This is a genomic window from Archangium gephyra (genome assembly GCF_042230915.1).
Classification (GTDB): domain Bacteria; phylum Myxococcota; class Myxococcia; order Myxococcales; family Myxococcaceae; genus Archangium; species Archangium gephyra_B.
The window spans coordinates 7,342,662-7,364,117 of the sequence record NZ_CP102578.1 but is presented as its reverse complement, the minus strand read 5'-3'; the positions used below and the strand labels follow the sequence as shown (position 1 = coordinate 7,364,117).

17 protein-coding genes and 1 pseudogene are annotated in these 21,456 nt (G+C 69.9%); 10 read left to right on the top strand and 8 right to left on the bottom strand.

Annotated features, from left to right (window positions below; all coding sequences use genetic code 11):
- Window positions 1-140 precede the first annotated feature (140 nt).
- Window positions 141-989, top strand: coding sequence for a GNAT family N-acetyltransferase (locus tag NR798_RS28680; RefSeq protein WP_375765693.1), 849 nt, complete (start codon window positions 141-143; stop codon window positions 987-989).
- On the opposite strand, the gene NR798_RS28675 is transcribed toward NR798_RS28680, so the two are convergent.
- The 3 genes from NR798_RS28675 to NR798_RS28665 all read right to left on the bottom strand — a co-directional run bounded on the left by NR798_RS28675 (window position 962) and on the right by NR798_RS28665 (window position 3,645).
- Window positions 962-1,918: a 2-deoxy-5-keto-D-gluconate 6-phosphate aldolase domain-containing protein gene (locus NR798_RS28675; protein WP_375765692.1), complete on the bottom strand. Its 957-nt coding sequence runs from the start codon at window positions 1,916-1,918 to the stop codon at window positions 962-964. The two genes, NR798_RS28680 and NR798_RS28675, sit on opposite strands and share 28 nt — an antisense overlap.
- A 135-nt stretch (window positions 1,919-2,053) precedes the next feature.
- Complete coding sequence (locus NR798_RS28670) at window positions 2,054-2,521, bottom strand: MaoC family dehydratase (RefSeq protein WP_375765691.1); 468 nt, start codon at window positions 2,519-2,521, stop codon at window positions 2,054-2,056.
- 20 nt (window positions 2,522-2,541) lie between these two features.
- The gene (locus NR798_RS28665; protein ID WP_375765690.1) at window positions 2,542-3,645 is read right to left on the bottom strand and encodes a M35 family metallo-endopeptidase; all 1,104 of its coding nucleotides are present in this window, start codon (window positions 3,643-3,645) and stop codon (window positions 2,542-2,544) included.
- 370 nt (window positions 3,646-4,015) lie between these two features.
- On the opposite strand from NR798_RS28665, the gene NR798_RS28660 reads away from it, so the two are divergent.
- Both NR798_RS28660 and NR798_RS28655 read left to right on the top strand, forming a co-directional pair.
- On the top strand, window positions 4,016-5,059 hold the full coding sequence (locus NR798_RS28660; protein WP_375765689.1) for an alpha/beta hydrolase: 1,044 nt from the start codon (window positions 4,016-4,018) through the stop codon (window positions 5,057-5,059).
- A gap of 75 nt (window positions 5,060-5,134) precedes the next feature.
- Window positions 5,135-5,731 (top strand): hypothetical protein, encoded by a 597-nt coding sequence (locus NR798_RS28655; RefSeq protein ID WP_375765688.1) that lies wholly within the window; start codon window positions 5,135-5,137, stop codon window positions 5,729-5,731.
- 9 nt (window positions 5,732-5,740) lie between these two features.
- Here the strand turns inward: NR798_RS28655 and NR798_RS28650 are convergent, their stop codons facing one another.
- Window positions 5,741-6,112, bottom strand: coding sequence for a YccF domain-containing protein (locus NR798_RS28650; RefSeq protein ID WP_375765687.1), 372 nt, complete (start codon window positions 6,110-6,112; stop codon window positions 5,741-5,743).
- An 88-nt stretch (window positions 6,113-6,200) separates the two neighbouring features.
- On the opposite strand from NR798_RS28650, the gene NR798_RS28645 reads away from it, so the two are divergent.
- A complete protein-coding gene (locus tag NR798_RS28645; RefSeq protein WP_375765686.1) occupies window positions 6,201-7,019 on the top strand; it encodes an SDR family NAD(P)-dependent oxidoreductase in 819 nt (272 codons plus the stop codon).
- Window positions 7,020-7,095: 76 nt separating this feature from the next.
- On the opposite strand, the gene NR798_RS28640 is transcribed toward NR798_RS28645, so the two are convergent.
- A complete protein-coding gene (locus NR798_RS28640; RefSeq protein ID WP_375765685.1) occupies window positions 7,096-8,823 on the bottom strand; it encodes a kelch repeat-containing protein in 1,728 nt (575 codons plus the stop codon).
- Window positions 8,824-8,992: 169 nt separating this feature from the next.
- On the opposite strand from NR798_RS28640, the gene NR798_RS28635 reads away from it, so the two are divergent.
- A complete protein-coding gene (locus tag NR798_RS28635) occupies window positions 8,993-10,654 on the top strand; it encodes an ArnT family glycosyltransferase (protein WP_375765684.1) in 1,662 nt (553 codons plus the stop codon).
- A 12-nt stretch (window positions 10,655-10,666) separates the two neighbouring features.
- Here the strand turns inward: NR798_RS28635 and NR798_RS28630 are convergent, their stop codons facing one another.
- Window positions 10,667-12,310 (bottom strand): carboxylesterase/lipase family protein, encoded by a 1,644-nt coding sequence (locus NR798_RS28630; protein WP_375765683.1) that lies wholly within the window; start codon window positions 12,308-12,310, stop codon window positions 10,667-10,669.
- A 272-nt stretch (window positions 12,311-12,582) separates the two neighbouring features.
- Here NR798_RS28630 and NR798_RS28625 point away from each other — a divergent pair, with 272 nt between their 5' ends.
- The 4 genes from NR798_RS28625 (at window position 12,583) to NR798_RS28610 (ending at window position 18,532) form a co-directional block, all read left to right on the top strand.
- Window positions 12,583-14,487, top strand: coding sequence for a WD40/YVTN/BNR-like repeat-containing protein (locus tag NR798_RS28625; protein ID WP_375765682.1), 1,905 nt, complete (start codon window positions 12,583-12,585; stop codon window positions 14,485-14,487).
- Between the two features lie 252 nt (window positions 14,488-14,739).
- Entirely contained in the window at window positions 14,740-16,323 is a 1,584-nt protein-coding gene (locus tag NR798_RS28620) for a serine/threonine-protein kinase (protein ID WP_375765681.1), read from the top strand.
- Window positions 16,324-16,365: 42 nt separating this feature from the next.
- Window positions 16,366-17,205, top strand: coding sequence for a hypothetical protein (locus tag NR798_RS28615; RefSeq protein WP_375765680.1), 840 nt, complete (start codon window positions 16,366-16,368; stop codon window positions 17,203-17,205).
- A gap of 94 nt (window positions 17,206-17,299) precedes the next feature.
- Window positions 17,300-18,532, top strand: coding sequence for a cytochrome P450 (locus NR798_RS28610; RefSeq protein WP_375765679.1), 1,233 nt, complete (start codon window positions 17,300-17,302; stop codon window positions 18,530-18,532).
- Between the two features lie 58 nt (window positions 18,533-18,590).
- On the opposite strand, the gene NR798_RS28605 is transcribed toward NR798_RS28610, so the two are convergent.
- Window positions 18,591-19,802, bottom strand: coding sequence for a cytochrome P450 (locus tag NR798_RS28605; protein ID WP_375765678.1), 1,212 nt, complete (start codon window positions 19,800-19,802; stop codon window positions 18,591-18,593).
- 90 nt (window positions 19,803-19,892) lie between these two features.
- Between NR798_RS28605 and NR798_RS28600 the strand changes: the two genes are divergently transcribed.
- Window positions 19,893-21,293, top strand: a complete 1,401-nt coding sequence (locus NR798_RS28600) for an FAD-dependent oxidoreductase (protein WP_375765677.1) — start codon at window positions 19,893-19,895, stop codon at window positions 21,291-21,293.
- Window positions 21,294-21,318: 25 nt separating this feature from the next.
- Here the strand turns inward: NR798_RS28600 and NR798_RS28595 are convergent.
- A pseudogene (locus NR798_RS28595) lies at window positions 21,319-21,453 on the bottom strand (DUF3418 domain-containing protein); the annotation flags it as partial.
- Window positions 21,454-21,456: the final 3 nt, after the last annotated feature.

Sequence of the window (21,456 nt, the reverse complement as noted above, 5' to 3'; positions counted from 1 at the left end):
GAGGATTAGTCGTAGCGCAGCGCCACCATGGGATCCACGCGGGCGGCGCGGCGTGCCGGCAGCCACATGGCTCCCAGCGCCACGAGGGCTGCCCTACGTTCCTCCGCCGCGACGATTGCCGGGGATTTAGGATGGCGGGCATGTCCGCTCCCGAGATCTCCTCCGCCCTCTCCGTTCCCCTCGACAGGCTCGCCGAGGGGTTCGCGGCCTGCTTCGCCGGGTACGTGGTGCCCATCTCCGGGGACGTCCGCGCCTTCGAGCAGCGGGTGCGCACCGAGCACGTGCATCTCGCCGACAGCCTGGTGGTGGTGCGGGAGGGCCGGGTAGAGGCGCTGGCGCTGGTGGCCCGCCGGGGGACCACGAGCCGGGTGGCGGCCATGGCCATCGTGCCCGGGCTGAGGCGGACCGGGGTGGGCCGTGAGCTGCTGCGGAGGCTGATGGACGAGGCGCGGGGCCGGGGCGACCACGCCGTGCTGCTGGAGGTCATCGAGAGCAACGCCCCCGCGGTGGCCCTCTACGAGCGCACGGGCTTCCAGGTCCGCCGCCGGCTCGTGGGCTGGGAAGGGACGCCGCCGGAGCACGCCGCGCCGCTGGAGGAGATTGCCCTCTCCACGGCCCTGGCGGCGATTCTACGGGAGGGCGAGCCCGGGCTGCCCTGGCAGCTCGCGCCGGAGACGCTGGCCGGGCTCACCGCGCCCACGCGCGCCTTCCGCCTGGGTGCGGCCATGGCCGTGGTGCTCGAAACGGGTCCTCAGGACGTGATGCTCCGCTCCCTGGTGGTGCCCGGGGAGCAGCGCCGGCGGGGCGAGGGCAGCCGTCTGTTGCGGGCGCTCGCGGCCTGGCTGCCCGGCCGCCGGTGGAGGGTTCCCGCCATCGTTCCCGAGTCACTGGGCGCCGCCTTCTTCGCCGCCCAGGGTCTGCGGCGGCAGCCGCTCACCCAGCTGGAGATGGCGCATGGGCTTCAGGCGGGCGAGGCCTCCGTCCGCTGAAGCGGGGAGCAGAGCGCCGCCTTGTCCCAGGTGATGTGCGCGCGCTGGTAGTTCTCGGAGATCCGCTGGGCCGCATCGGCCGCGGTGATGCGTCCCTCCTGCAGGGCCCGGAGGGGGTTCCACCAGATCGTCTGGCCGAGCGAGAAGCCGATGAAGCCCGGAGTGGCCCCGGCCACGCGCAGCCAGCGCTCCAGCCGTTTCCAGCCCGTGAGGTGGTCGACCACGATGCAGGACACGTGATCCCTGCCCCCCGCGCGGGCCTGCCGGGCCACGTTCGCGCAATCCGAGGCTCTGTCCAGGCCTTCGATCTTCCACACGTCCGGCTCCACGCCCCCGGCCTGCAGCTCCGCCATCGCCCGCACCAGGAGCGAGGGCCGCAGCTCGGCGTCGTAGCGCTCCCGGTGTCCTCCAACGGCGTCGAGCTGGGCCTGGGTCGGTGGCACCCGCAGCTCGAAGAGGAAGCGGCGTCCTCGTTGTTGCAACCAGTCCGTCAGGTGGGCGAGCCGCTCCGTCTGCCGGGCGTTCAGCTCGGCGTCACCGTCGGGGTTGTAGCGGACCGTCACCTTGGTGAAGGCCGGGTCGAACGTCTCCACGTGCGCGCCGAAGTCCTGGCCGTACTCGAAGTCGAACTCGTCCTGCCCGTTCTTCTCCACGGACAGGGCCAGGAGGGGCCCGTCCTCGAGCGCATGGGCCGCCACGTGGGTCCCGTAATGCTCGTCCACGAGGATGCCGCTGCCGTTGCGCCGTGCTCCCTGGCGGAGGGCCAGCCGGAAGCCGGTGTAGATGAGCGTCTTCATCCGGCGGATGGCCTCCGCCTCGTCGGCCGTAGGGGGACCAGACAGGCCGAGGAGCGAGCGCTCGAAAGAGTCCCGGTGATCGAAGGCCAGCAGGGACAGGCGGGAGAGGGGCGGTGGAGAGAGCGTGGACATGAGGTGGGCTTGCGTTGGTGGAGTGGGGCGCTTTCCACCAAAGGTGAGGCCGGGCCCCTCGTGCTGGCAGCCCGGGGCAAGCCCGGCACGGGAAGACGGGTGGCCCGCGTACTCAGCGAGCAGGCCACCTGCCGCTCACGCCGTCATGAACCGGTAGAGCACCTCCGCGGCGCACGCCGGCTTGGCCTCGCCCTCGATCTCGAGCGTGGCGAGCATCAGGGCCTCGACGCCCTTGGGAATGTCCTTGAGCTCCTTCAGCTCGAGGCTCAGCCGGTAGCGGGCCCCGGCCTTGAGGGGCGCGGGGAAGCGGACCTTGTTGAGCCCGTAGTTGAGCACCAGGCCGAAGCCGCGGATGTCGACGATCTCGAAGAACAGCCCGGCGATGCGCGAGACGCTGAAGTAGCCATGGGCGATGGGCACTCCGAAGGGCGACTCGCGCTGGCACCGCTCGCGGTCCACGTGGATCCACTGGAAATCGCCGGTGGCCTCGGCGAAGCGCACGATGTCCTCGTACGCCAGCTGCTTCCATTCCGAGGCACCGAGCTTCTGTCCGGCCAGGGCCCGGAGTCCATCCAGGCCGTCGATGATCGTCGTGTTGGGCATGGACCGCCCTTACCACGAGACTACTGCAGGAACGGCGTGTTCTCGGCGAAGTACTCGTGGCTGTCCGCGTTGTCGAGCGCGTCGGTGGGGCTGGAGATCGCCAGGCTCTTGGCGCCGCTCTGCCCGTAGACGTGGTCATCCGTGCCCGCCACCACCGTGAAGTGGCTCATCTCGTGGATGAGCGTGCCGCCCTTGGAGTCGGTGCCCGTCATCGGCGCGGCCCAGAAGGCGTTGCACACGTAGATCTTGTACGGCTGGCTCGGGTAGACGTAGGCGTAGTAGCTCTTCTTGCAGCCGCAATCGACCGTGACGGGCTTGGTGTCGAAGGCGTCCTTGATGGCGGCGAAGTGGGTCTTCGCGGTGGTCCAGCCGCTGCTGGAGAAGGCGCCGAACCAGGTGGTGTAGCGCACCGTGCCCGAGGGCGTGCCGTTGAGGTAGCTCGACGAGTCGTTCGCCATGGCGCTGGCGGCGTTGAGCGCGTTCATGATGGTGGACTGCTGCGTGGCGTCGCAGCGGCCGCTGAACGTGATGGCGCCGAGCGTCGTGGGGCTGTCCACGACGGGCTTGGCGGCGGCGCGGCCCTCGATCCACACGGTCACGTCGTTGGACTCGAGCCGCCCGGCCTTGGCGCTGTTGCCGTGGAGCTTCTCCACCGCGACGTCGAAGCGCAGGGAGTAGCTGCCGGTGCGCGACAGATCATAGACCTCGCCGAGGTCCACCGTGCGGCTCAGGCTCTCGCCGGGGGCCAGGGTGAGGAAGTCCTTCTCGGAGGCGGCCGGGCGCTTGTAGTGCGGGCCGGTGAACTCCACGTCCTCGCCGTTGAGCTTCACCTGGAGGAGCGCCTCCTCCAGCCCCTCGGCGGGCGTGTACCACTTGAGCAGCTTCACCGGGTGGCGCGAGTCATTGGTGAGGGTGACCGTCACCGAGGCCTTCTCGCTGGCGCCGAAGGTGGCCTTCTCCGAGGACAGCCGCACCGACACGTCACGGGCGGCGAGCTCCTGCGCGCCCTGCGCGAGCCCCTCGCCACCGGCCGCGGTCTCGTCCCCCGGCACGCCGCAGGCGCCGAGAAGGGACGCACCGGCGATCGCCATCCACTTGAAATTGCCACGAAGGTTCTTGCTCATAGGGCGTGCTTCCTTTTGCTGGGGGGTGAGGCGCTCCGTGTCCCATGAGCAAGGCCTGGGCCAGGGGCTCGCCCTTTGTGAGAACGCGAGGTTGGCGCGAGCCGAGCCGTCGTGATGGAGCATCGGGACTCCACCGTCCGGGGCGCTGGAACGTAAAGCACCGTTACGCCCGCGTGATGTTTTCCCAGGAGTGCCGGGGATTTCGAGAGGAGCCAGTGGGTGTCCCATCTCCGGACAGGGACTGATCGCGATGGAGACATCTGCTACAGCGCGGGCCTCTCGGGGGCGCGGCACGACCGGCGGCCGTCTTCCTGGAGCCGTTCGGCGGGGCGGGGCCCTCCGGAGGCAGGCAGCGCCGCACACTGTGCCCATGCTCGCCCTGGTCCTCGGCCTCCTCACCGCTCCTGTCTCCGCCTTCCTGCTCGTGGCGGCCTTCTACGTGGGAGCGACCCCCTCGGGCTGGGCCTATGCGGTGGGGGCCGCCATCGTCTCGGCCGGGCTCCTCACGAAACGCAGGCGGAGGTGGCGCGGACTGACGCGGGCGGGGCTCGGCCTCCTGCTGCTCGTCGCCAGCGCGCGGCTCGTCCTCGCGGATGGGCCCGGTCTGCACACCGTGCGTCTGCCGGACGAGGGATGGCGGCTCGTCAACCGGCTCGTCGACGAGCGGGATGGGACGCTGCTCGCGGCCCAGGCGCTCCTGTTCTCCGGCCGCCTGCCCCGCTCGGACACGCACGACTTCGTCCCGGCCCTCGAGTCCGCCTTCGCCCGGCTCGGGGAGGCCGAGGGCCTGAGCGCCACGCCCGCCATCGCGACATGGCTCGGGCTCCAGTCGCCCGGGTCCTTCGATGCCGTCGTCATTCCCGCCGAGCGCACCGCCACTCCCGAGACGGCCGTCGTCTTCCTGCACGGCTATACCGGCAACTTCGCCGTGTACTGCTGGCAGATGGCGCGCGCGGTCCGAGCCATCCCGGCGCTCACCGTGTGCCCCTCGGTGGGTCCGGCGGGAGACTGGTGGTCGCGCCAGGGGGAGGAGACCCTGGAGCGCACCTTCGAGTGGCTCGCGCGGCGCGGAGTCCGGCGGGTGTACCTCGGGGGGCTCTCCAATGGCGGAGTGGGCGCGAGCGTGCTCGTGGGCCGTGCCGCGCATCCCGGGTTGGAGCTCCGGGGGCTCCTGTTGATCTCCGGGGCCTCGACGAAGGTGCCACCGCCTCGCGTGCCCGTGCTGCTCGTCGAGGGGAAGCACGACACCATGATGCCCGCGCGCCTGATGCGCGAAGCCGCCCACCGCGCGGGCCGCCTCGCCACCTATGTCGAGTTCGACAGCGGCCACTTCGCCTTCCTCGACCGTCACCAGGAGTGTGAGAAGGCCATCGCCTCGTGGCTCCTCGAGCGGGAGCGGGAGGCGCGCCCTTGAAGCTCCGTGCTTGAGGCATCACCGGGGGTGCCCGAAGATGGCGCGCCTTTTCCCCCCTCGGTCCACGAGCCCTCCATGTCCCGCGCCGCGCTGGTCCTCCTGCTCTCGCTCTATGTCCTCTTCCCCGGGAGGGCGCTGGCGGAAGACGACGTCATCACCCGGGTCCAGGACTGGTTCTCGAACCTGGGCAAGCCGAAGCCTCCTCCCGTGGAGGACCTGGGCGCGCGCAACACCTTCACCATCAACCCGCTGGCGCTCCAGCACTCGCAGCTCGGAGTCGAGTACGAGCGGGCCTTCGGCAAGCCCCTCTCGCTCTACGTGGCGCCGGAGTTCGCCTATGGCCGCACGCCGGAGGCCTGGACCCTGTCGCTGGCGGGAACGCTCGGCATCCGGCTCTTCGTGCTCGGCAACGCTCCGAGCGGCATCTACTTCGGGCCCGAGTTCAGTGTGGTCCACCAGATCCGCTCCGAGAACCACGTGCGGCGCAGGGGCCTGGGCCTGGGGCTGGGCGGGACCGTGGGCTGGACCCTGGTGTTGTTCAACCGCTTCACGCTCGCGGCGGGCTTCTCGGCCCAGTACCGCTCGGTGCCGGACCTCGAGGCGGAAGGAGGCGAGGCGCTCCGGGTGGAGATCGTCCCCACGCCGCGCCTGGCCTTTGGGGTGGCCTTCTGACGCCGGTGCTCACTTCTCGCGCACGAGCTTCCCGAAGGGGGCGAGCGCGAGCATGGCGAGCTTCACGTGCTGGATGGCGAAGGGGATGCCGATGATCGTCAAGGCGAACACCAGCGCGATCCCCAGGTGGCTCAGGAAGATCCAGATCCCCGCGACGACGATCCAGAAGACGTTCAGGAGGCAGCCGATGGCGCTGGCGCCCGGCGCGTCGACGATGTCCTTGCCGAAGGGTAGCAGGCCCAGTCCGGCCAGCTTGAAGCACTGGATTCCGAAGGGGATGCCAACGACGGTGAGGCAGAGCAGCAGGCCGCCAATCACGTACTCGAGCCAGATGAGCCAGCCGCCGATCACGATCCAGATGATGTTCAGGAGCAGTCGCATGGGGGGAGCTTAACGCTCCCGGGCCAATCCTTGCCGGTTCACGGTGGAGGTGTAGCGTCCGGGCACCCTGAAGACACAAGGAGCCAGGATGAAGTTGGTATCGAGCAGTGCCATCGTGACGGGAGCGGGGCAGGGAATCGGCCTGGGGATCGCCGCGCGTCTCATGCGGGACGGAGCCAATGTGCTCCTCTTCGGCCGGACCCGGGAGAAGGTGGAGGCCGCCGCCCAGGAGCTCAACCGTGCGATGGAGGGGCGCACGCGGGCCGTGGCCTTCGCGGGAGACGTGGTCCGGGCCGCGGACGTGTCCCGGGCCATCGAGACCGCCACGCGTGAGTTCGGCCTGCCGGGCCTCCTGGTGAACAACGCCGGGACGGCCACGCTCGCCCCGATCATCGACATGCCGGAGGAGGACTTCGACCAGGTCCTGGACATCAACCTGAAGGGGCCCTTCCTCTTCACCAAGGCCCTGGGGCGGGCGCTCGTGGACGCGAAGCAGCCCGGCTCCTTCGTCAACATCTCCTCGCTGAACCAGACGGCCCCGACGGACGGGCTCGCCCACTACTGTGCCTCCAAGGCGGGGCTGGCGAACTTCACGAAGGTCGCGGCCTCGGAGCTGGGGCGGTACGGCATCCGGGTCAACGTCGTCGCGCCGGGTTTCATCCGCACGCCCCTCTCCGAGGGGGCCGGGCTGATGTCGGACGGCATGAAGAAGGAGTTCCTCGCCCGTACGCCGCTTGGCAAGGTGTTCGGCGAGCCGGAGGACGTGGCGAAGGTGGTGTCGTTCCTGTGCAGTGAGCTCTCGTCGTGGGTCACCGGAGAGACGATCGCCGTCGACGGGGGCAACCACATCCGCGGGCTCCACAGCTACGCGGACACACTGGGCATCACCAGCCCCAAGGTGGGCTGAGGCGCCAACGGCCGAGGGCCCGATGCACCCGTCTGGGAGACGGAGCACCGGGCCCTCGGGATTGGCTGGACCGCCGTTACCTGCTGGCGGGCCCGAACAGCTCCGCGGAGGCCTGATCGCCCGTGCTGAAGCCGCCCACCGTCAGCACGCGGCCATCCTCCAGCAGCGTGGACGTGTGGTCGTAGCGGACCAGCCCCAGGCTGGCGGTGTCGGCGAAGGCGCCGGTGGCCGGGTCATACAGCTCGGCCGAGGCGAGGATGCCGTACCAGTCGCTGTAGCCGCCGGCGAGGAGCACCTTGCCGTCGTTCAGCAGGGTGGCGGAGTGGTAGCGGCGGCCCTTGCCCAGCGAGGCGGTGGAGCTCCACACGCCGGTGGCCGGGTCATACAGCTCGGCCGAGGCGAGGGTGGAGGCGCTCGCGTCGTAGCCACCCGCGACGAGCACGCGGCCATTCTTCAGGGCCGTGGCCGAGTGGTAGCGGCGGCCGGTGCTCAGGCTGCCGGTGGACGTCCACGCGCCGGTGGCCGGGTCATACACCTCGGCGCTGGCCAGGGGGATACCGCTGGCGTCCAGGCCTCCCGTGACGAGCACCTTGCCCCCGGGCAGGGACACGGCCTTGTGCTGGCTGCGGGCCTGGCCCATGAAGCCCACGGGCGTCCACGTGCCGGTGGCCGGGTCATACACCTCGGACGAGGAGAGGGTCCCGGAGCGCTCGCTGTAGCCGCCGGTGACGAGCACCCGGCCGTCGCTCAGCAGGGTGGCGGTGTGGTCGCGGCGGCCGATGTCCAGGGAGGTGGTGGGGCGCCACGAGCCGGTGGCCGGGTCGTACAGCTCGGCCGTCTCCAGCGAGCGCGCGTCGTTCTCGCCGCCGGTGACGAGCACCCGGCCGTCCTTCAGCGCGGTGGCGGTGGGCAGCAGGCGCGACGTGGACGCCGAGCCCGTGTAGCTCCACGCGCCGGTGGCCGGGTCATACACCTCGGCCGAGCTGTTGAAGCCACCCACGACGAGCACCTTGCCCCCGGGCAGCCGGGTGGCCGTGTGCATCCCGTGCTCGAGGTTCATCCGGCCGGTGGCGCTCCACACGGGGAGCTCGAGGTCCGTCAGGACGAAGTCGTCGAGCTGGTGGTAGTTCTGGTCGGCGCCGATGCCCGCGGAGAAGCCGACGCCGTCGTACGAGTAGTCCGGCGTGGCCAGCTTGTGGGTGAAGAGCAGGCCGCCGTCGACGTACACGGACACCTCGCCGTCGATGAAGCGCACCTTCATGGCGTGCCACACGGCGTCCTCGGTCCGGGAGTCATTGACGTAGGCGAGCTTGGCCGAGAACGAGTGGGTGTTGTCCTTGATCAGCCCGATGTAGCTGGCCGAGGGATCCCAGCCCGAGTTGAAGTAGTTGTCGATGATGACGCCGTAGCCCGGCTGGTTCACGTAGGCGGGGTTGAAGCCGAGGAACCCGCCACCCGCGGGCCTGTAGCCGCCCTTCTTGTAGAACATGAAGGCGAGCCCGTCGGCTCCGCCCTGGTAGCGGCCGCCGATGCGGTAGCGGAACGAGGCCTCCCACTTGCGCGTCTTGAGCGGGGTATTGGCCATCATGTAGATGCCGCCGCCCGTGTAGCCGCCCACCCGCGTCATGTAGAAGGACTGGCTGGTGGCGTCGTAGAGCGAGTTCGGGACGTCGCTCTGCACGACGGTCCACTTGCCGTTGGTGTTCGGGTTGGTGGAGAAGTCCTCGGAGAAGAGCGTCGTCTCGGCCTGCACGGATGACGAGCCCAGAAGGCCGCCGATCAGGGCCGCACCCAGTAGATTCATTCGCATTGTTTTTCCCCCTCGAGGGCCCGGGACCGGGCCGCGTGTTGAACAGCGCTCTACGGCACTGCTCTGACGCAGATACCGCGCGGGACTGACACGCCACTTGCCGCCCAGGCGGTGGGGGGGTATCACCCGCGCTGCTCCGGTCTCACCCCGGGACGACCCCCCGATGAAAATCAGGCCCCTGCACTTCTTCATCTTCTGGCTGGTGCTGAATCTCGTGCAGGCCGCGTTCACGGAGCTGACCAGCGATGAGGCGTACTACTGGTTCTACTCCCGGTCGTTGGAGTGGGGCTATTACGACCATCCCCCCTTCATCGCGCTGATGGTGCGGCTCGGCTACGCGCTCTTCCCCAACGAGTTGGGCGTGCGGCTGGTGAATGTGATTCTCAATGCCCTGAGCGTGCTGCTGCTGTTCAAGCTGGTGCCTCGGGAGCCGCGGCGGGACACCCTCCTCTGTCTGATGGTGCTGTCCCTGCCGCTGCTGAACTACCTGGCGTTCATCATCTTCCCGGACGGGCCGCTCCTCTTCTTCTTCGTGCTGTTCCTCCTCGGCTACAAGCGGTTCCTGGAGAAGGAGGATCTGCCCGCGGTGCTGCTGCTGGGGTTCTCCACCGCGTTGATGATGTATTCGAAGTACCACGGCGTCCTGGTGGTGGGCTTCACGGTCCTCTCCCATCTCCGTCTGCTGCGCTCACCGAGGTTCTGGCTGTCGATGGTGCTGGCCCTGGTGCTGTTCCTGCCGCACCTGGCGTGGCAGTACGCGCACCAGTTTCCGACCTTCCAGTTCCACCTGAAGGGCCGCACCACGGCCTTCACCACCCGGTACCTCCTCGAGTACGTCAGCCAGCAGTTGCCGGCGATCGGGCCCGGGCTGCTCTTCATCCCGTTCGTCTACAGGACGCGGGAGCGCTTCGAGCGGGCCTTGCAGCTCATCTGCCTGGGCACCTTCGGCTTCTTCCTCTTCACGGCCCTGAAGGCCTTCGTCCACTTCCACTGGACGTCCATTGCCCTCTTCCCGCTGCTGCTGCTCGCCGCGCGGTTCTACGAGGAGGAGAAGCGGAGGAAGCTCTTCCACTTCCTGGTGCTGCCGCTGGCCTTCGCCGTCGTGGTGCTCCGGTTGTATTTGATGTTCCGCATCTTCCCGGTGAACCACCTCAATGTGGATTACTACCATGGCCGGAAGCTGTGGGCGGAAGACATCGAGCGGGTGGCGGGAGACAGGCCCGTGCTCTTCGGTGACAACTTCCGGGAGTCGTCTCTCTATTCGTTCTACTCGGGGCACACGGGCGTGGCCCTGCAGAGCGGCGAGCGGCGCCAATCCCAATACGAGCTGTGGAACTACGAGGACGGTCTGCAGGGGAGGGAAGTGGTCCTCATCCAGGATCGCCCGTTCGCAGGAAGCACGGAGCTGCGGACGCGCATGGACAAGACAGTCCATTACTTCATCGCGCCCGCGTTCTCGTCGTATTACGACATCCCGGTGGAGGTCGTGTTTCCTCCTTCCGTGAAGAGCGGAGACACCGTGCCCGTGGCCGTCAAGGTCTCCAATCCGAGGACCACGGCGCTCCGCTTCGAGAGAGCCGGGTTTCCGCGAGCACCCGCGCTGTTCTACGTCATCCGGAAGGACGGCCAGGAGGTCCACCGGGGGACGCTGGAGGTCTTTCCAGAAGACGCCGTCATCCCGCCGGGCGGTCAACGGGAATTCACCGCCTCCCTCCAGCTGCCAGCGCTGGAGGAAGGGGCCCATACCGTGGGTTTCGGAGTCCGGTATGAGCCGCTGTTGGACGCCTACAACGCCAAGGCCCGTGAATTCCGCGTGGGACGGTGAGCACCGCCCCGCCTACTTCGTGAGGAGGCCCCGCCAGAGCTGGCGCTCCTCGTGGCCCGGATCATTCTCGACCCGGGACGTGAGGTTGAAGAGCAGGGTGGGGCGCTCCCCGGTGGTGTAGGCCGGCCACGTGGGAATGCCGGGGTGGTTCGGGTTGCCCGTGCGCGCGAAGGCGATCCAGGCCGGGCTCAGCTGCTCGGACAGCTTGAAGCGCTCGGGGTCCTTTCCGGTGAAGCCAGGCACCAGGTCGGCGTTGTCGAACACGAAGGGAATGTCGAGCGCGTGGGTGGCCTTGAGCTTGCCCTCGAGGATCGGCGTCTCCCAGGTAAACAGGTACACGTAGACGGGGGCGCCCGCCTGGGCCACCTTGCGCTCGGCGAGCAGGAGCGACGGCGCCCGGAACAGGTCGCTGCCCGCGGTGAGGATGATGTCCTTCGCCGGGGCGTCTGGCATGCGGCGGCGGTAGTGCTCGAAGACCTGCTCGTTCGCGTCACCCACCAGGCGCTTCAGGCCCATGCGCGCCAGGCCGTCGGTCATCACCCCGAGCTTCCCGTAGAGGAACAGCGTCATCTCGTCCTGGTTGGTGCCGATCATCAACGGCACGTCCGCCGAGACGGCGGGGGCCGCGGGGTCGAAGGGCAGGACACTTCCGTCCGCCACGGGGGTGAAGGGCGAGTTGAACGTGAACGTTCCCCGCTCCTTCTTCAGGACGACCGTCTGGGCATCGAGCAGCTTCTCCAGGGGGAGGTTCTGCAACGCCTCGAGAGCTCCCGCCGCGAGCTTCAGCTCGGCCATGAACTCGCTGGCATGGACGGCCGCCTGCTCCGGCTGCAACCCGCGCACGAGGGCACCGCTCTGGCTGATGGCCTTGTGGAACAGCCCCTTCGCCGCGGGCATGGCGAGCAGGATCGTCACCTTCATGCCTCCGCCGGACTCGCCGAAGATCGTGACGTTGCCGGGGTCCCCGCCGAACGAGGTGATGTTGTCACGCACCCACTGGAGCGCCGCGACGATGTCGAGCATGCCGGCATTGCCCGGCGGCGCGTTGGCTCCGCTGCCCGTGTACAGGTAGCCCAGTGCCCCGAGCCGGTGGTTGAGCGTGACCACCACGACATCTCCACGCCGGGAGAGCGAGGTCCCGTCATAGAGGGCGGCCGACCCCGAGCCCTCCACGAAACCGCCGCCGTGCAGCCAGACCATGACGGGCCGCTTGCCGCCATCCGCCACGCCGGGGGTCCAGACATTGAGGACCAGGCAGTCCTCGCTCATGGCCTTGGTATCGGGCGTGACGAGCGCCGCCACGACCTCGCGCGCGACCCCGGCGCCGATGGCACTGCGCTGGGCGCAGCGCGGGCCGTACTCGAGCGCATCGCGAACGCCGCTCCAGGACTCGGGCCGTACCGGCGGCATGAAGCGGTTCTTGCCCGACGTGGGCCCGCCGTACGGAATCCCCTTGAAGATGCGGATGCCCTCGGAGAGGACTCCGCGCACCTGGCCGCTCGCGGTGTCCGCGAGGACCGGACCTTCGTTCTTCAGCTCGCGGCCCTTGTTCTCGGTCACGAGCGGCTTGTGGGCACAGCCCCCCAACAGGACGAGGGCGAGCAGTCCGATGAGGCAGGACGGACGGCGTAAGGCGAGGGTGCTTCCAGATGGCATCGATCGTTCCTCCTGGCGCGGTGCCATACCAGAAGGCCCTCGCTCCCGTGGTTAGAGGAAAGGTCATGGACTGGCTCGAGTGGGGCTGATCGCTCATGAGCGGTTCGCCTGATGACTGGATGACGCGGCCGAGCCGCCCCACCATCCATCGGTGGTCCCCATGGACTCCTCGCGCTATGGTCCGCGCTCAGGCTCGTCAACAGGGACTCGGATTGACAACGAACACGCGCGCGTGGCGCTGGGGGCCTTTGCTGGCCCTGACCGTAGGGGCCTTGTCGTCCCTGCACTGCATCGACCTTCCCAGCAAATCCTTCTCCTGCTCGACGGACGAGGACTGCACGGGGCTCAGTGGTCCCGGAGGCGAGCAGTACGTCTGCGTGAGCGAGGGCTTCTGCACTGTGCCCGGGCAACCCGGTACCGGAGACACACAGGACGCGGGCCCCGATGCGGGCCCGGACGCGGATGGGGGCTCGGACGGCGGTTGCCCCCAGACCTCAGTGCTGCCCACCTGCTCCACGTCCAACTGGTGCTGGGACAACCCGCTCTCCGAGGGCCGGACGCTGTTCACCGTCCGCGGCAGGTCCGAGACGGATGTGTGGGCCGTGGGCGAGCGGGGCGTCGCGCTGCACTGGGATGGTACCTGCTGGGCCCGCCTCACGCCTGGCACCACCCAGGCGCTGCGCGCCGCCTGGCCCGCCGCGGGAAGGACGTGGTGGTTGGCTGGGGCAGGGGGCGCCCTGCACAAGTGGGACGGCTCGGCCTGGACGTCCCAGATGCTCGCCGAGTCGCTGACCATCTATGACATCGAGGGGTCCTCGGACACGTCCGCGATCGCCGTGGGGCAGGGCGGCGCCATCTACTCCTTCAATGGCACGCTGTGGAGCCCTCAGTCCTGGGACGCCGGAACCAGCCCCGCTCCGGAGCTCCTGGCCGTGTGGCCCGCCTCGAACAACGAGGCCTGGGCGGTGGGCAAGGGCTCCGCGCTCGTGCATGGCGTGGATGGGGGCTGGGTCACCGTCAACAAGACGGGATCCGTGGACCTGATGGCCATCGCCTCCGGGGTGGATGCCGGTACGGCCCACGCCGTGGGCAAGGGGACGCTCGCGACCTATTCCAACGGCTCGTGGTCGAGCGCCGCCTATGCGACATCCTCCACCCCGCTCAATGGCGTGTGGACCAGTTCGGGCGCCACGCGGATCGTCGGGCCCGCTTCAACCATCTACGTCCTGGGCAAGGCCTCCGAGGCCAGTGGTACTCCGCAGTTGCTGAACTCGATCTGGGGCAATGACGCGGTGCTCTGGGCCGTCGGGAGCTCGGGCACCATCGTGCGGCGGGGGGCCACCCAGTGGTCGGAGGTCCCCGGGGGCGTGACGCGCAACATCAACGCCTTCTGGAGCGCTGGCGGGCTCGATCTCTGGGCGGCCGGGGACAACGACCTGGTCATGCGCCGCCAGGGCAACGTCTGGTCGCCCGTGGCGCCTCCGGAGGCGGGCACCTTCACGGCCCTGTGGGGGTCGGGGGACCTGCTGTTCGCGGCGGAGAACAGCGGCAGCACCGGGAAGATCCACCTGCTCCAGAACGGCAAGTGGACGACGGGCGGCACGTTCTCGAGCACCGTGAGCTCCCTCTGGGGCTCGGGGGTGGCGCCGGTGTGGGCGGTGGGCGGCAGCGGCCTCATCCGGCGCCGCGATGACACCGGCGCCTGGGCCTCCGAGGGGAACATCATCACCCCTGGGAACACACCACTGAACGCCGTGTGGGGCTCGTCCGTCACCGATGTCTGGGCGGTGGGCAATGGCGGGGCGGTCTTCCGCCGGGACATCACGGGGAGCTGGGCCAGTGTGAAGCCGTCCACGTCGGCCGACCTGTTCGCCGTGTGGGGCTCGGGTCCGCGCGATGTGTGGGTGGTGGGCCTCAACGGGGCCGCCTACCACTACGATGGGAGTGGCTGGACGTCGTTCCCCACGGGGGTGACCCAGCCCCTGCGTGGCATCGCCGGGCGGAGCAGTGACCGCGTGTGGGCCGTGGGCGACAATGGCACCCTCGTCTTCTGGAACGGGACGAGCTGGGCGGCGCAGGTGAGCGGGGTGAGCGAGCACCTCCGGGCGGTGTGGGTGACGCCGGACAGCGTCTGGGTGGGCGGCACCAACGGGACCGTCCTCCGGCTGCAACCGTGAGAGGGGAGGGCCTGGAGGGCAGGCAGGCAGGGGAGCCCATGTCTTCGCCGCCAGAGGGTGGGTTCTCTGGTAAGGTCCCGGCCTGTTTCGATGGCCCCGCCCCCCCTCCCAGAGTGTCCCACCTGTGGCCTGAGCCTTCCCGAGGGAACCGGGACGTGCCCTCACGACGGCACCGTGCTCGGTGAGGATGCCGCCTCCAGGCGTCCGCAGCTGAAGCCCCAGCCGGGCCCTGAGGGCACCGCGCCTGGGGCCATGGTGCCGAGCCACGCGCCCACGCGGCCGGCCCTGAACAAGGCCGCGGCCTTCGAGGCCGCCCCGGCGCCCCAGGGTGCACCCCTCACCGATCCGCTCATCGGGATGCAGCTCGGCGAGTACGTCATCCAGGAGCAGATCGGTCTGGGCGGCATGGGCATCGTCTACCGGGGCGAGCAGCCGGTGATTGGCAAGCAGGTGGCCATCAAGGTGCTGCGGCCCGAGGTGGGCGATCAGGCGCTGTACGTGGAGCGGCTGCTGGCCGAGGCCCGCGCGGTCAACGCCATCCGCCACCGGGGCATCATCGACATCTTCAGCTTCGACAAGATGCCGGATGGCCGACAGTACTTCGTCATGGAGTACCTGGAGGGCACTCCGCTCGACACCTGGCTCAGCCGCAAGGGGGCCCTGTCGGTGCAGGAGGCCATCCGGCTCGCCGACGAGCTGCTGGACGCCCTCTCCGCCGCGCATCGGGCGGGCGTCATCCACCGAGATCTCAAGCCCAGCAACATCTTCCTGGTGCGGCAGCCCGGCGGCGGCTCGTACGTGAAGGTGCTGGACTTCGGACTGGCCAAGCACATCTCGAGTCAGGCGAGCCCGCAGCAGACCCTGCACGGGCTCATCATCGGCACGCCGGAGTACATGGCGCCCGAGCAGGTGCGCGGAGATCCGGTGAGCGCCCGGACGGACCTGTACTCGTTCGGAATCATCCTCTTCCAGCTGCTGACCGGCCAGTTGCCCTTCCAGGCGCGGGTCCCCGCGGAGTACCTGGTCCACCACCTGGAGCACACGCCGCCCTCGCCGCTCGAGCTGCGGCCGGAGCTGCCCCCCGAGCTCGCGCGGCTCGTGCTGAAGCTGCTGGAGAAGGCCCCGGAGGCCCGCCCCACCGCGGACGAGGTGCGTGCCACGCTCCAGGAGATCGTGGACTCGCTCCCGCTGGTCCCGCTCCCGAATGGGGCGCGCGCCTCGCGGGAGATGCGCAGCCTGGCGATGCCCAGCGTGGAGCCGCCGCCGGTACCCGCCCCCGCCCCCGCCCCCGTGCCGCAAGCGCCGCCCGTGAGCACCGGCTCGCGCGCTACGGCGCCGCGGTCCCGTCGCCTCGTGGTGGCGGGAGTCGCCGCCGGGTCGCTCCTGCTCGCCTCGGGCATGGCGGTGTTGTGGCGGCGTGCACCGGCCCCGGCGCTGGTGGCCGCTCCCACGGCTGTCCCCGTGGTCGAGACTCCGGCTCCAGCGGTGGCTTCCGTGGCAGTGGCCCCGGCGATGCCCTCGGTGGCCGAGCCTCCGCCCGTGGCCGAGCCGGGGACCGAGCCCGCTCCGGCGCCCGTGGAGGTCGTGCAGGGGGTGGCGCCTCGCACGAGCGAGCCGTCGAGGGTGAAAACCGAGCGCAAGCCGCCGCTGCTGGCGCGCATCGAGCGCCTGGAGCGGAAGCTGCGCGCGAGCTCGCTGTCCTCGGACGAGAAGGAGAGCGCGCGCCGCCTGCTGCAGAAGGCGCGAGTGAAGGCGGAGAGCGCGTCGACCGCCAGCGAGCGCAAGCAGGTGAAGCTCAACCTGGACATCTGGGAGCGCCAGTACCTGGGCAATTGACGTCCTCGCCCCGGGGCCCGGCGTGTGCCAGCATGCGCGCCCATGTTCTCCCTGGTGTTGGCGTTGCTCGTCGCGCAGTCCCCCGCCCCCGTGGACGGGCGTGACGCGCGGGGACTGGTGGTGATGGTCTCGCGCAGCGAGGGGCTCACGCCCATCGAGTCCGTCACCCTGGCGGATCGGCTCTCGAGGGCCCTGCAGGAGGCGAGGCTGCCGGTGGCGATGGATCCGGGCGCGGCGCTCTCTCGGCTGGGTGAGCAGCGCACCCCGGAGTCCTGTCAGGGCAAGCCCGAGTGCTTCGCGAAGCTGGGGCGAGACCTCGGGGTGGCGGCGGTGGTGACGATCGATTCGAGCAAGGTCTTCGACGACCTGCCCATGCGCATCACGCTGCTCGAAACGAGCGAGGGCCGGGTGCTCTTCAAGAAGAGCTACACCGCGTCCGCCCTGCGGCCCACGGAGCTGGACCAGGCCTTCCAGACGGCCAGCCAGGAGCTCACGAAGACCCTCATGGAGAGCGAGGACGCCACCACCGCGAACGCGCTGCGGCCGTCGGATGCGCCCCGGGCGCCGAACCTGTCCCCGTCGCTGCCTTCCGGCATGGACGCGTTCACCCAGCCCGCGCCGCTGCCCGTGACGGTGACCCGGATCGGAGCCGGGGCCGCCGCCGTGACGGCCGTCACCTTCCTGGTGCTGGGGTTGATCCAGAATTCGCGCTTGCAGGAGGAGAAGGCTCCGGGAGTCTCCGCCTGGACCTACGCGGAGGCGCAGCGGATGCGGAGCAGTGCCAATACCCGGTTCGCGCTCTCGGGCATCTTCGCCGGGGTCTCGGGCGCGCTGCTCGTCACGAGCTTCGTGCTGCCGTCGGAGCCCTCACCGGCGAAGTAGGGCGCACTTGCCGAGTGCGCATCGTTCACTTGTAGTGTCGGCCCTGGCCTCCTATACCCCGGTGCCTTCCAACACCGAGAGGACGCCAGACACCATGACCGCCGCTGGAGAATCCGCAGTCCCCAACCTGCTCAGCCCCGAGAACCTGCTCGAACCCTGGGCCCTGTACCGGGACCTCCGGGAGTCGGATCCGGTCCACTGGTCGGAGGCGCTCCAGTCCTGGATCATCACCCGCCACGAGGACGTGGCCGCGTGCTTCCGGGATCCGCGGCTGAGCGCCGATCGCACCCAGCTCTTCGTCATGCACCAGCTCGGTGAGGGCGGCATGGAGCTGGTCAAGGACTACGTGCGCGTCACCGCCCAGGCGATGAACATGCGCGATGGGGCCGAGCATGCACGCCCGCGCCGGCAGGCCAACCAGGCCTTCACCTCGCAGGCGCTCGACAACTGGCGGCCCACCATCGCCCGCATCGTCGACTCGCTGCTGGACCGCGTCCAGGCCCAGGGCCGCATGGACCTGGCGGTGGACCTGGCCGAGCCGATGTCCTCCCTGGTGATGACCGAGCTGTTCGGCATCCCCGCCAGCGACAGGGAGCGCTTCCTGAAGTGGGCGGCCGACATCGTCACCTTCTTCGGCGCCTCGGCCGGAGACGTGCGGGCCAGCGCCATCGCCGCCAACGAGGCCACGGCCAACATCACCCGCTACCTGAGCGAGGTCCTCCAGAGCCGCCGGCAGGCCCCGGGCAGCGATCTGCTCAGCATGATGCTGCACTTCCACGAGGAAGGCCGCATGAGCGAGGAGGAGATGGTCGCCAACGCCGTCGTCATCTTCAACGCCGGGCAGGTCTCCACCATCGATCAGCTCAGCAACGGCGTGTACGAGCTGCTGACGCACCCGGAGCAGTTCCAGCGGCTGCTGGAGAATCCCGCGCTCGTGAAGCCCGCCGTGGAGGAGATGCTGCGCTACGTCCCCGCGACTCCCTTCATCCACCGCATCGTGGCGGAGGACTTCGAGCTGCGGGGCCGCAAGCTGCGCCGTGGGCAACTGGTGTTCCTGGGCATGGCCGCCGCCAATCGCGACCCGGCGGTGTTCTCCAGCCCGGACAGCTTCGACGTCTCGCGTGAGCCCAACAAGCACATGACCTTCGCCTTCGGCGCGCACCTGTGCATTGGCGCCGGGCTGGCCCGCCGCGAGCTGGAGGCCGCCCTGCAGGCCCTGCTGCGCCGCATGCCCGGACTGCGGCTCGACCCGGAGCGGCCCGCCCGCCCCCGGTGCACCAGCCTCGTCCTCCGAGGCTTCGAGTCCATGCCCGTCCGCTGGGACTGAGCCACGGCCCTCGGCGGCGCCAGGCACTCCGGCGCCGCCGTCGGCGGGTGCGGGCACTTCACGGAGTCTTCTGATCGCCCTCGCGCAGGCGCACGGGCAGCGAGGACAGGCCCCGCACCATCATGGACGGGCTCCACTCCTCCGGAGCCTCGCCCCGCTCCACGCTCCCGAAACGCGCCAGCAGGGCCTCCAGCCCCAACCGTGCCTCCAGCCGCGCGAGCTGCGCCCCGAGGCAGAAGTGGATGCCATGTCCGAAGGACAGGTTCTGGGTCCCCGGCTGGTCCATGTCGAAGCGATCCCCCTGGGGGAATTGGGCCTCGTCATGGTTCACGGAGCCCAGCAGCACCGCCACCAGCGCGCCCTTCGGCAGCCGGGCCCCGCCCAGCTCCACCTCCTGCGTCGTCTGGCGGATCGTCAGGTGGATGGGCGGCTCGTAGCGCAGCACCTCCTCGATGAACGCGGGGATGCGCGAGGGCTCCGCGCGCAGCCGCGCCAGCACCCCGGGCTCCTCGATGAACACCCGCGCCGCCTGCGCCAGCAGGTGCATCGTCGTCTCCAGGCCCCCCGACAGCAGCAGGACCAGGAAGCCCACCAGCTCCTCCTCCGTCAGCCGCTCGCCCTCCACCTGGGCCCGCAGCAGGTCGCTCACCATGTCCTCGCGCGGCTGGCGGCGCCGGTCCTCCAGCACCTCCTTCATGTGGTGCTCCATCTCATCCAGGGACTGGCGCACGCGCGTCTGCATCGCGACGTCCTCCGGCGGTACGGCGCTCACGGACACCAGGTCGTTGGACCAGCGCTTGAAGCGCGAGTGGAGCGAGGGATCCAACCCCAGCAACTCGCCGATGACACTGGCGGGCAGCGGGAGGGCGAAGGCGCTGACGAAGTCCACCCCTCCGTCCGCGGGCAGGGCCTTCACCAGGGAGGTAGCGAAGTCACGGATGCGAGGCTCCAGCCGGTTGAGCGCCGAGGCGTTGAAGGCCCGGCTGACGAGCGCGCGCAGCCGCCCGTGCTGCGGCGGATCCATGAAGAGGATGGAGTTGACGGAGGGGTTGCCGCGCCCCAGCCAGGGGGGCGTCATCAACGCGGCCATGCCCGCGGAGAAGAAGAGCTGGGGATTCTTCAGCACCGTGAGTGCCTCGGCGTAGCGAGACACGGCCCACATGCCGGCCGGCTCCACCTGGCTCACCGGGGCCGTGCGCCGCAGCTCGGCGAAGAAGGGGTAGGGGTTGGCTCGGACCTCGGGCGACAGCAGGTTGAGACGTGCGCTCATCGGGACATCCTCACGGGGCAGGGTGGCCGGGGAGCATGCCCCGGGCAGGCATCACCGTATAGACTGAGGGAAACAGGACCCGAGGAGCCCATGAGCACCCAAGAATCCCAGCCCTCCGGCAGGCACGCCATCGTCTGTGGTGGCAGCATGGCCGGGTTGATCGCCGGGGGCCTGCTGGCCCGCCACTTCGAGCGCGTCACGCTGGTGGAGCGCGACCGCATCGAGGAGGGACCGCGGCAGCGCAAGGGCGTGCCCCAGGCGCAGCACCTCCACGGCCTGCTCACGCGGGGGATGGACATCCTCTGTGACATCTACCCCGGCTTCCGCGAGGAGCTGAAGGCCGCCGGAGCCAGGTTCCTGGACATGTCCGCGGAGCACGCCTGGCACATGGCGGGCCTCTGGCGTCCGCGGCTCCCCTCCGGCGTGCAGTTCCACGCGCAGAGCCGGCCGTTGCTGGAGTGGACGGTGCGCAAGCGCCTGCTGGCCCTGCCGAACGTGCGCGTGGTGGATGGCCGTGAGGTGACGGGGTTCCAGGTGAGCCCGGACAACGCCCGTGTCACCGGGGTCCGGCTCCGGGTCCCGGGTGGAGGACAGGAGGAGACGCTCGAGGGCGAGCTGGTGGTGGATGCCACCGGCCGCGGCTCGCGCACGTCCCAGTGGCTGGAGGCCCTGGGCTACCCCCGCGTGGAGGAGACGCGCATCCACGTGGATCTGGGCTACGCCAGCCGCATCTGCCGGCCGCCGCCCGGGTTCGAGCCGGGGTGGGGGCTGATGAGCATCTTCCCCAACATGCCCCAGGAGCGCCGGTTCGGCGCCATCGAGCAGATTGAAGGGGGCCAGTGGCTCGTCCTGCTGGGGGGCTGGCATGGCGAGCATCCCCCGATGGATGACGCCGGGTACCTCGAGTTCGCCCGGAGCCTGCGCCAGCCCCACCTCTACGAGTGCCTCCAGAAGGCCGAGCCGCTGGGGCCCATCAGCGTCTACCGCTTCCCGCACAACCAGCGGCGCCACTTCGAGCGGATGAGGCGCTTCCCCGAGGGCCTGGCGGTGGTGGGGGATGCGTTCTGCTCGTTCAATCCCCTGTATGGCCAGGGCATCACCACCGCCGCGCTCCAGGTGGAGGTGTTGGGAGCGTGCCTGCGTGAGGGGGTGGAGGGAGTCGCGCAGCGCTACCGCCGCCGGGCGGGAAAGGCCCTCGAGGTCCCCTGGCTGCTGGCGACGAGCGGAGACCTCCGCTTCCCCGAGGCGGAGGGCCGGCGCCCGCCGGGCCTGGGTCTGCTGAACTGGTACAGCGAGAGGTTCCAGCGGCTCGCGGGCCATGACGAGGAGGCCCTGCGGACGTTCGTGAGGGTGCTGCACATGCTCAAGCCGCCCGCGGCCATGTTTGCTCCGCGCTTCATCCTGAAGGTGCTCACCGCCCGGCCCGACGCCGCCGCGCTGAGCCGGGTGCCGGAGTGTCCCACGTCCAGCTCCACCTCCCAGGCGGCCTGAGCCGGCGACGCGACGCGCCGCGCTTCTAGCGCAGCGCCGCGAGGGCCGCGCCGACCTTCGCCACCGTCACCGACACGGGCGTCGTCACCTCCGGAGCGAAGATGGCCACGCGGAGCTCCTCGAAGGCCCACCGCAGCTCCTGCGCCGCCTCCTGGTCACGCCG

What these genes read in the sequence shown, in the direction of transcription:
- NR798_RS28640 (WP_375765685.1), bottom strand. Translation starts at nt 8,823, where the DNA reads ATGAATCTACTGGGTGCGGCCCTGATCGGCGGCCTTCTGGGCTCGTCA.
- NR798_RS28635 (WP_375765684.1), top strand. Translation starts at nt 8,993, where the DNA reads ATGAAAATCAGGCCCCTGCACTTCTTCATCTTCTGGCTGGTGCTGAAT.
- NR798_RS28645 (WP_375765686.1), top strand. Translation starts at nt 6,201, where the DNA reads ATGAAGTTGGTATCGAGCAGTGCCATCGTGACGGGAGCGGGGCAGGGA.
- NR798_RS28655 (WP_375765688.1), top strand. Translation starts at nt 5,135, where the DNA reads ATGTCCCGCGCCGCGCTGGTCCTCCTGCTCTCGCTCTATGTCCTCTTC.
- NR798_RS28630 (WP_375765683.1), bottom strand. Translation starts at nt 12,310, where the DNA reads ATGCCATCTGGAAGCACCCTCGCCTTACGCCGTCCGTCCTGCCTCATC.
- NR798_RS28665 (WP_375765690.1), bottom strand. Translation starts at nt 3,645, where the DNA reads ATGAGCAAGAACCTTCGTGGCAATTTCAAGTGGATGGCGATCGCCGGT.
- NR798_RS28610 (WP_375765679.1), top strand. Translation starts at nt 17,300, where the DNA reads ATGACCGCCGCTGGAGAATCCGCAGTCCCCAACCTGCTCAGCCCCGAG.
- NR798_RS28620 (WP_375765681.1), top strand. Translation starts at nt 14,740, where the DNA reads ATGGTGCCGAGCCACGCGCCCACGCGGCCGGCCCTGAACAAGGCCGCG.
- NR798_RS28605 (WP_375765678.1), bottom strand. Translation starts at nt 19,802, where the DNA reads ATGAGCGCACGTCTCAACCTGCTGTCGCCCGAGGTCCGAGCCAACCCC.
- NR798_RS28650 (WP_375765687.1), bottom strand. Translation starts at nt 6,112, where the DNA reads ATGCGACTGCTCCTGAACATCATCTGGATCGTGATCGGCGGCTGGCTC.
- NR798_RS28680 (WP_375765693.1), top strand. Translation starts at nt 141, where the DNA reads ATGTCCGCTCCCGAGATCTCCTCCGCCCTCTCCGTTCCCCTCGACAGG.
- NR798_RS28660 (WP_375765689.1), top strand. Translation starts at nt 4,016, where the DNA reads ATGCTCGCCCTGGTCCTCGGCCTCCTCACCGCTCCTGTCTCCGCCTTC.
- NR798_RS28675 (WP_375765692.1), bottom strand. Translation starts at nt 1,918, where the DNA reads ATGTCCACGCTCTCTCCACCGCCCCTCTCCCGCCTGTCCCTGCTGGCC.
- NR798_RS28670 (WP_375765691.1), bottom strand. Translation starts at nt 2,521, where the DNA reads ATGCCCAACACGACGATCATCGACGGCCTGGATGGACTCCGGGCCCTG.
- NR798_RS28600 (WP_375765677.1), top strand. Translation starts at nt 19,893, where the DNA reads ATGAGCACCCAAGAATCCCAGCCCTCCGGCAGGCACGCCATCGTCTGT.
- NR798_RS28615 (WP_375765680.1), top strand. Translation starts at nt 16,366, where the DNA reads ATGTTCTCCCTGGTGTTGGCGTTGCTCGTCGCGCAGTCCCCCGCCCCC.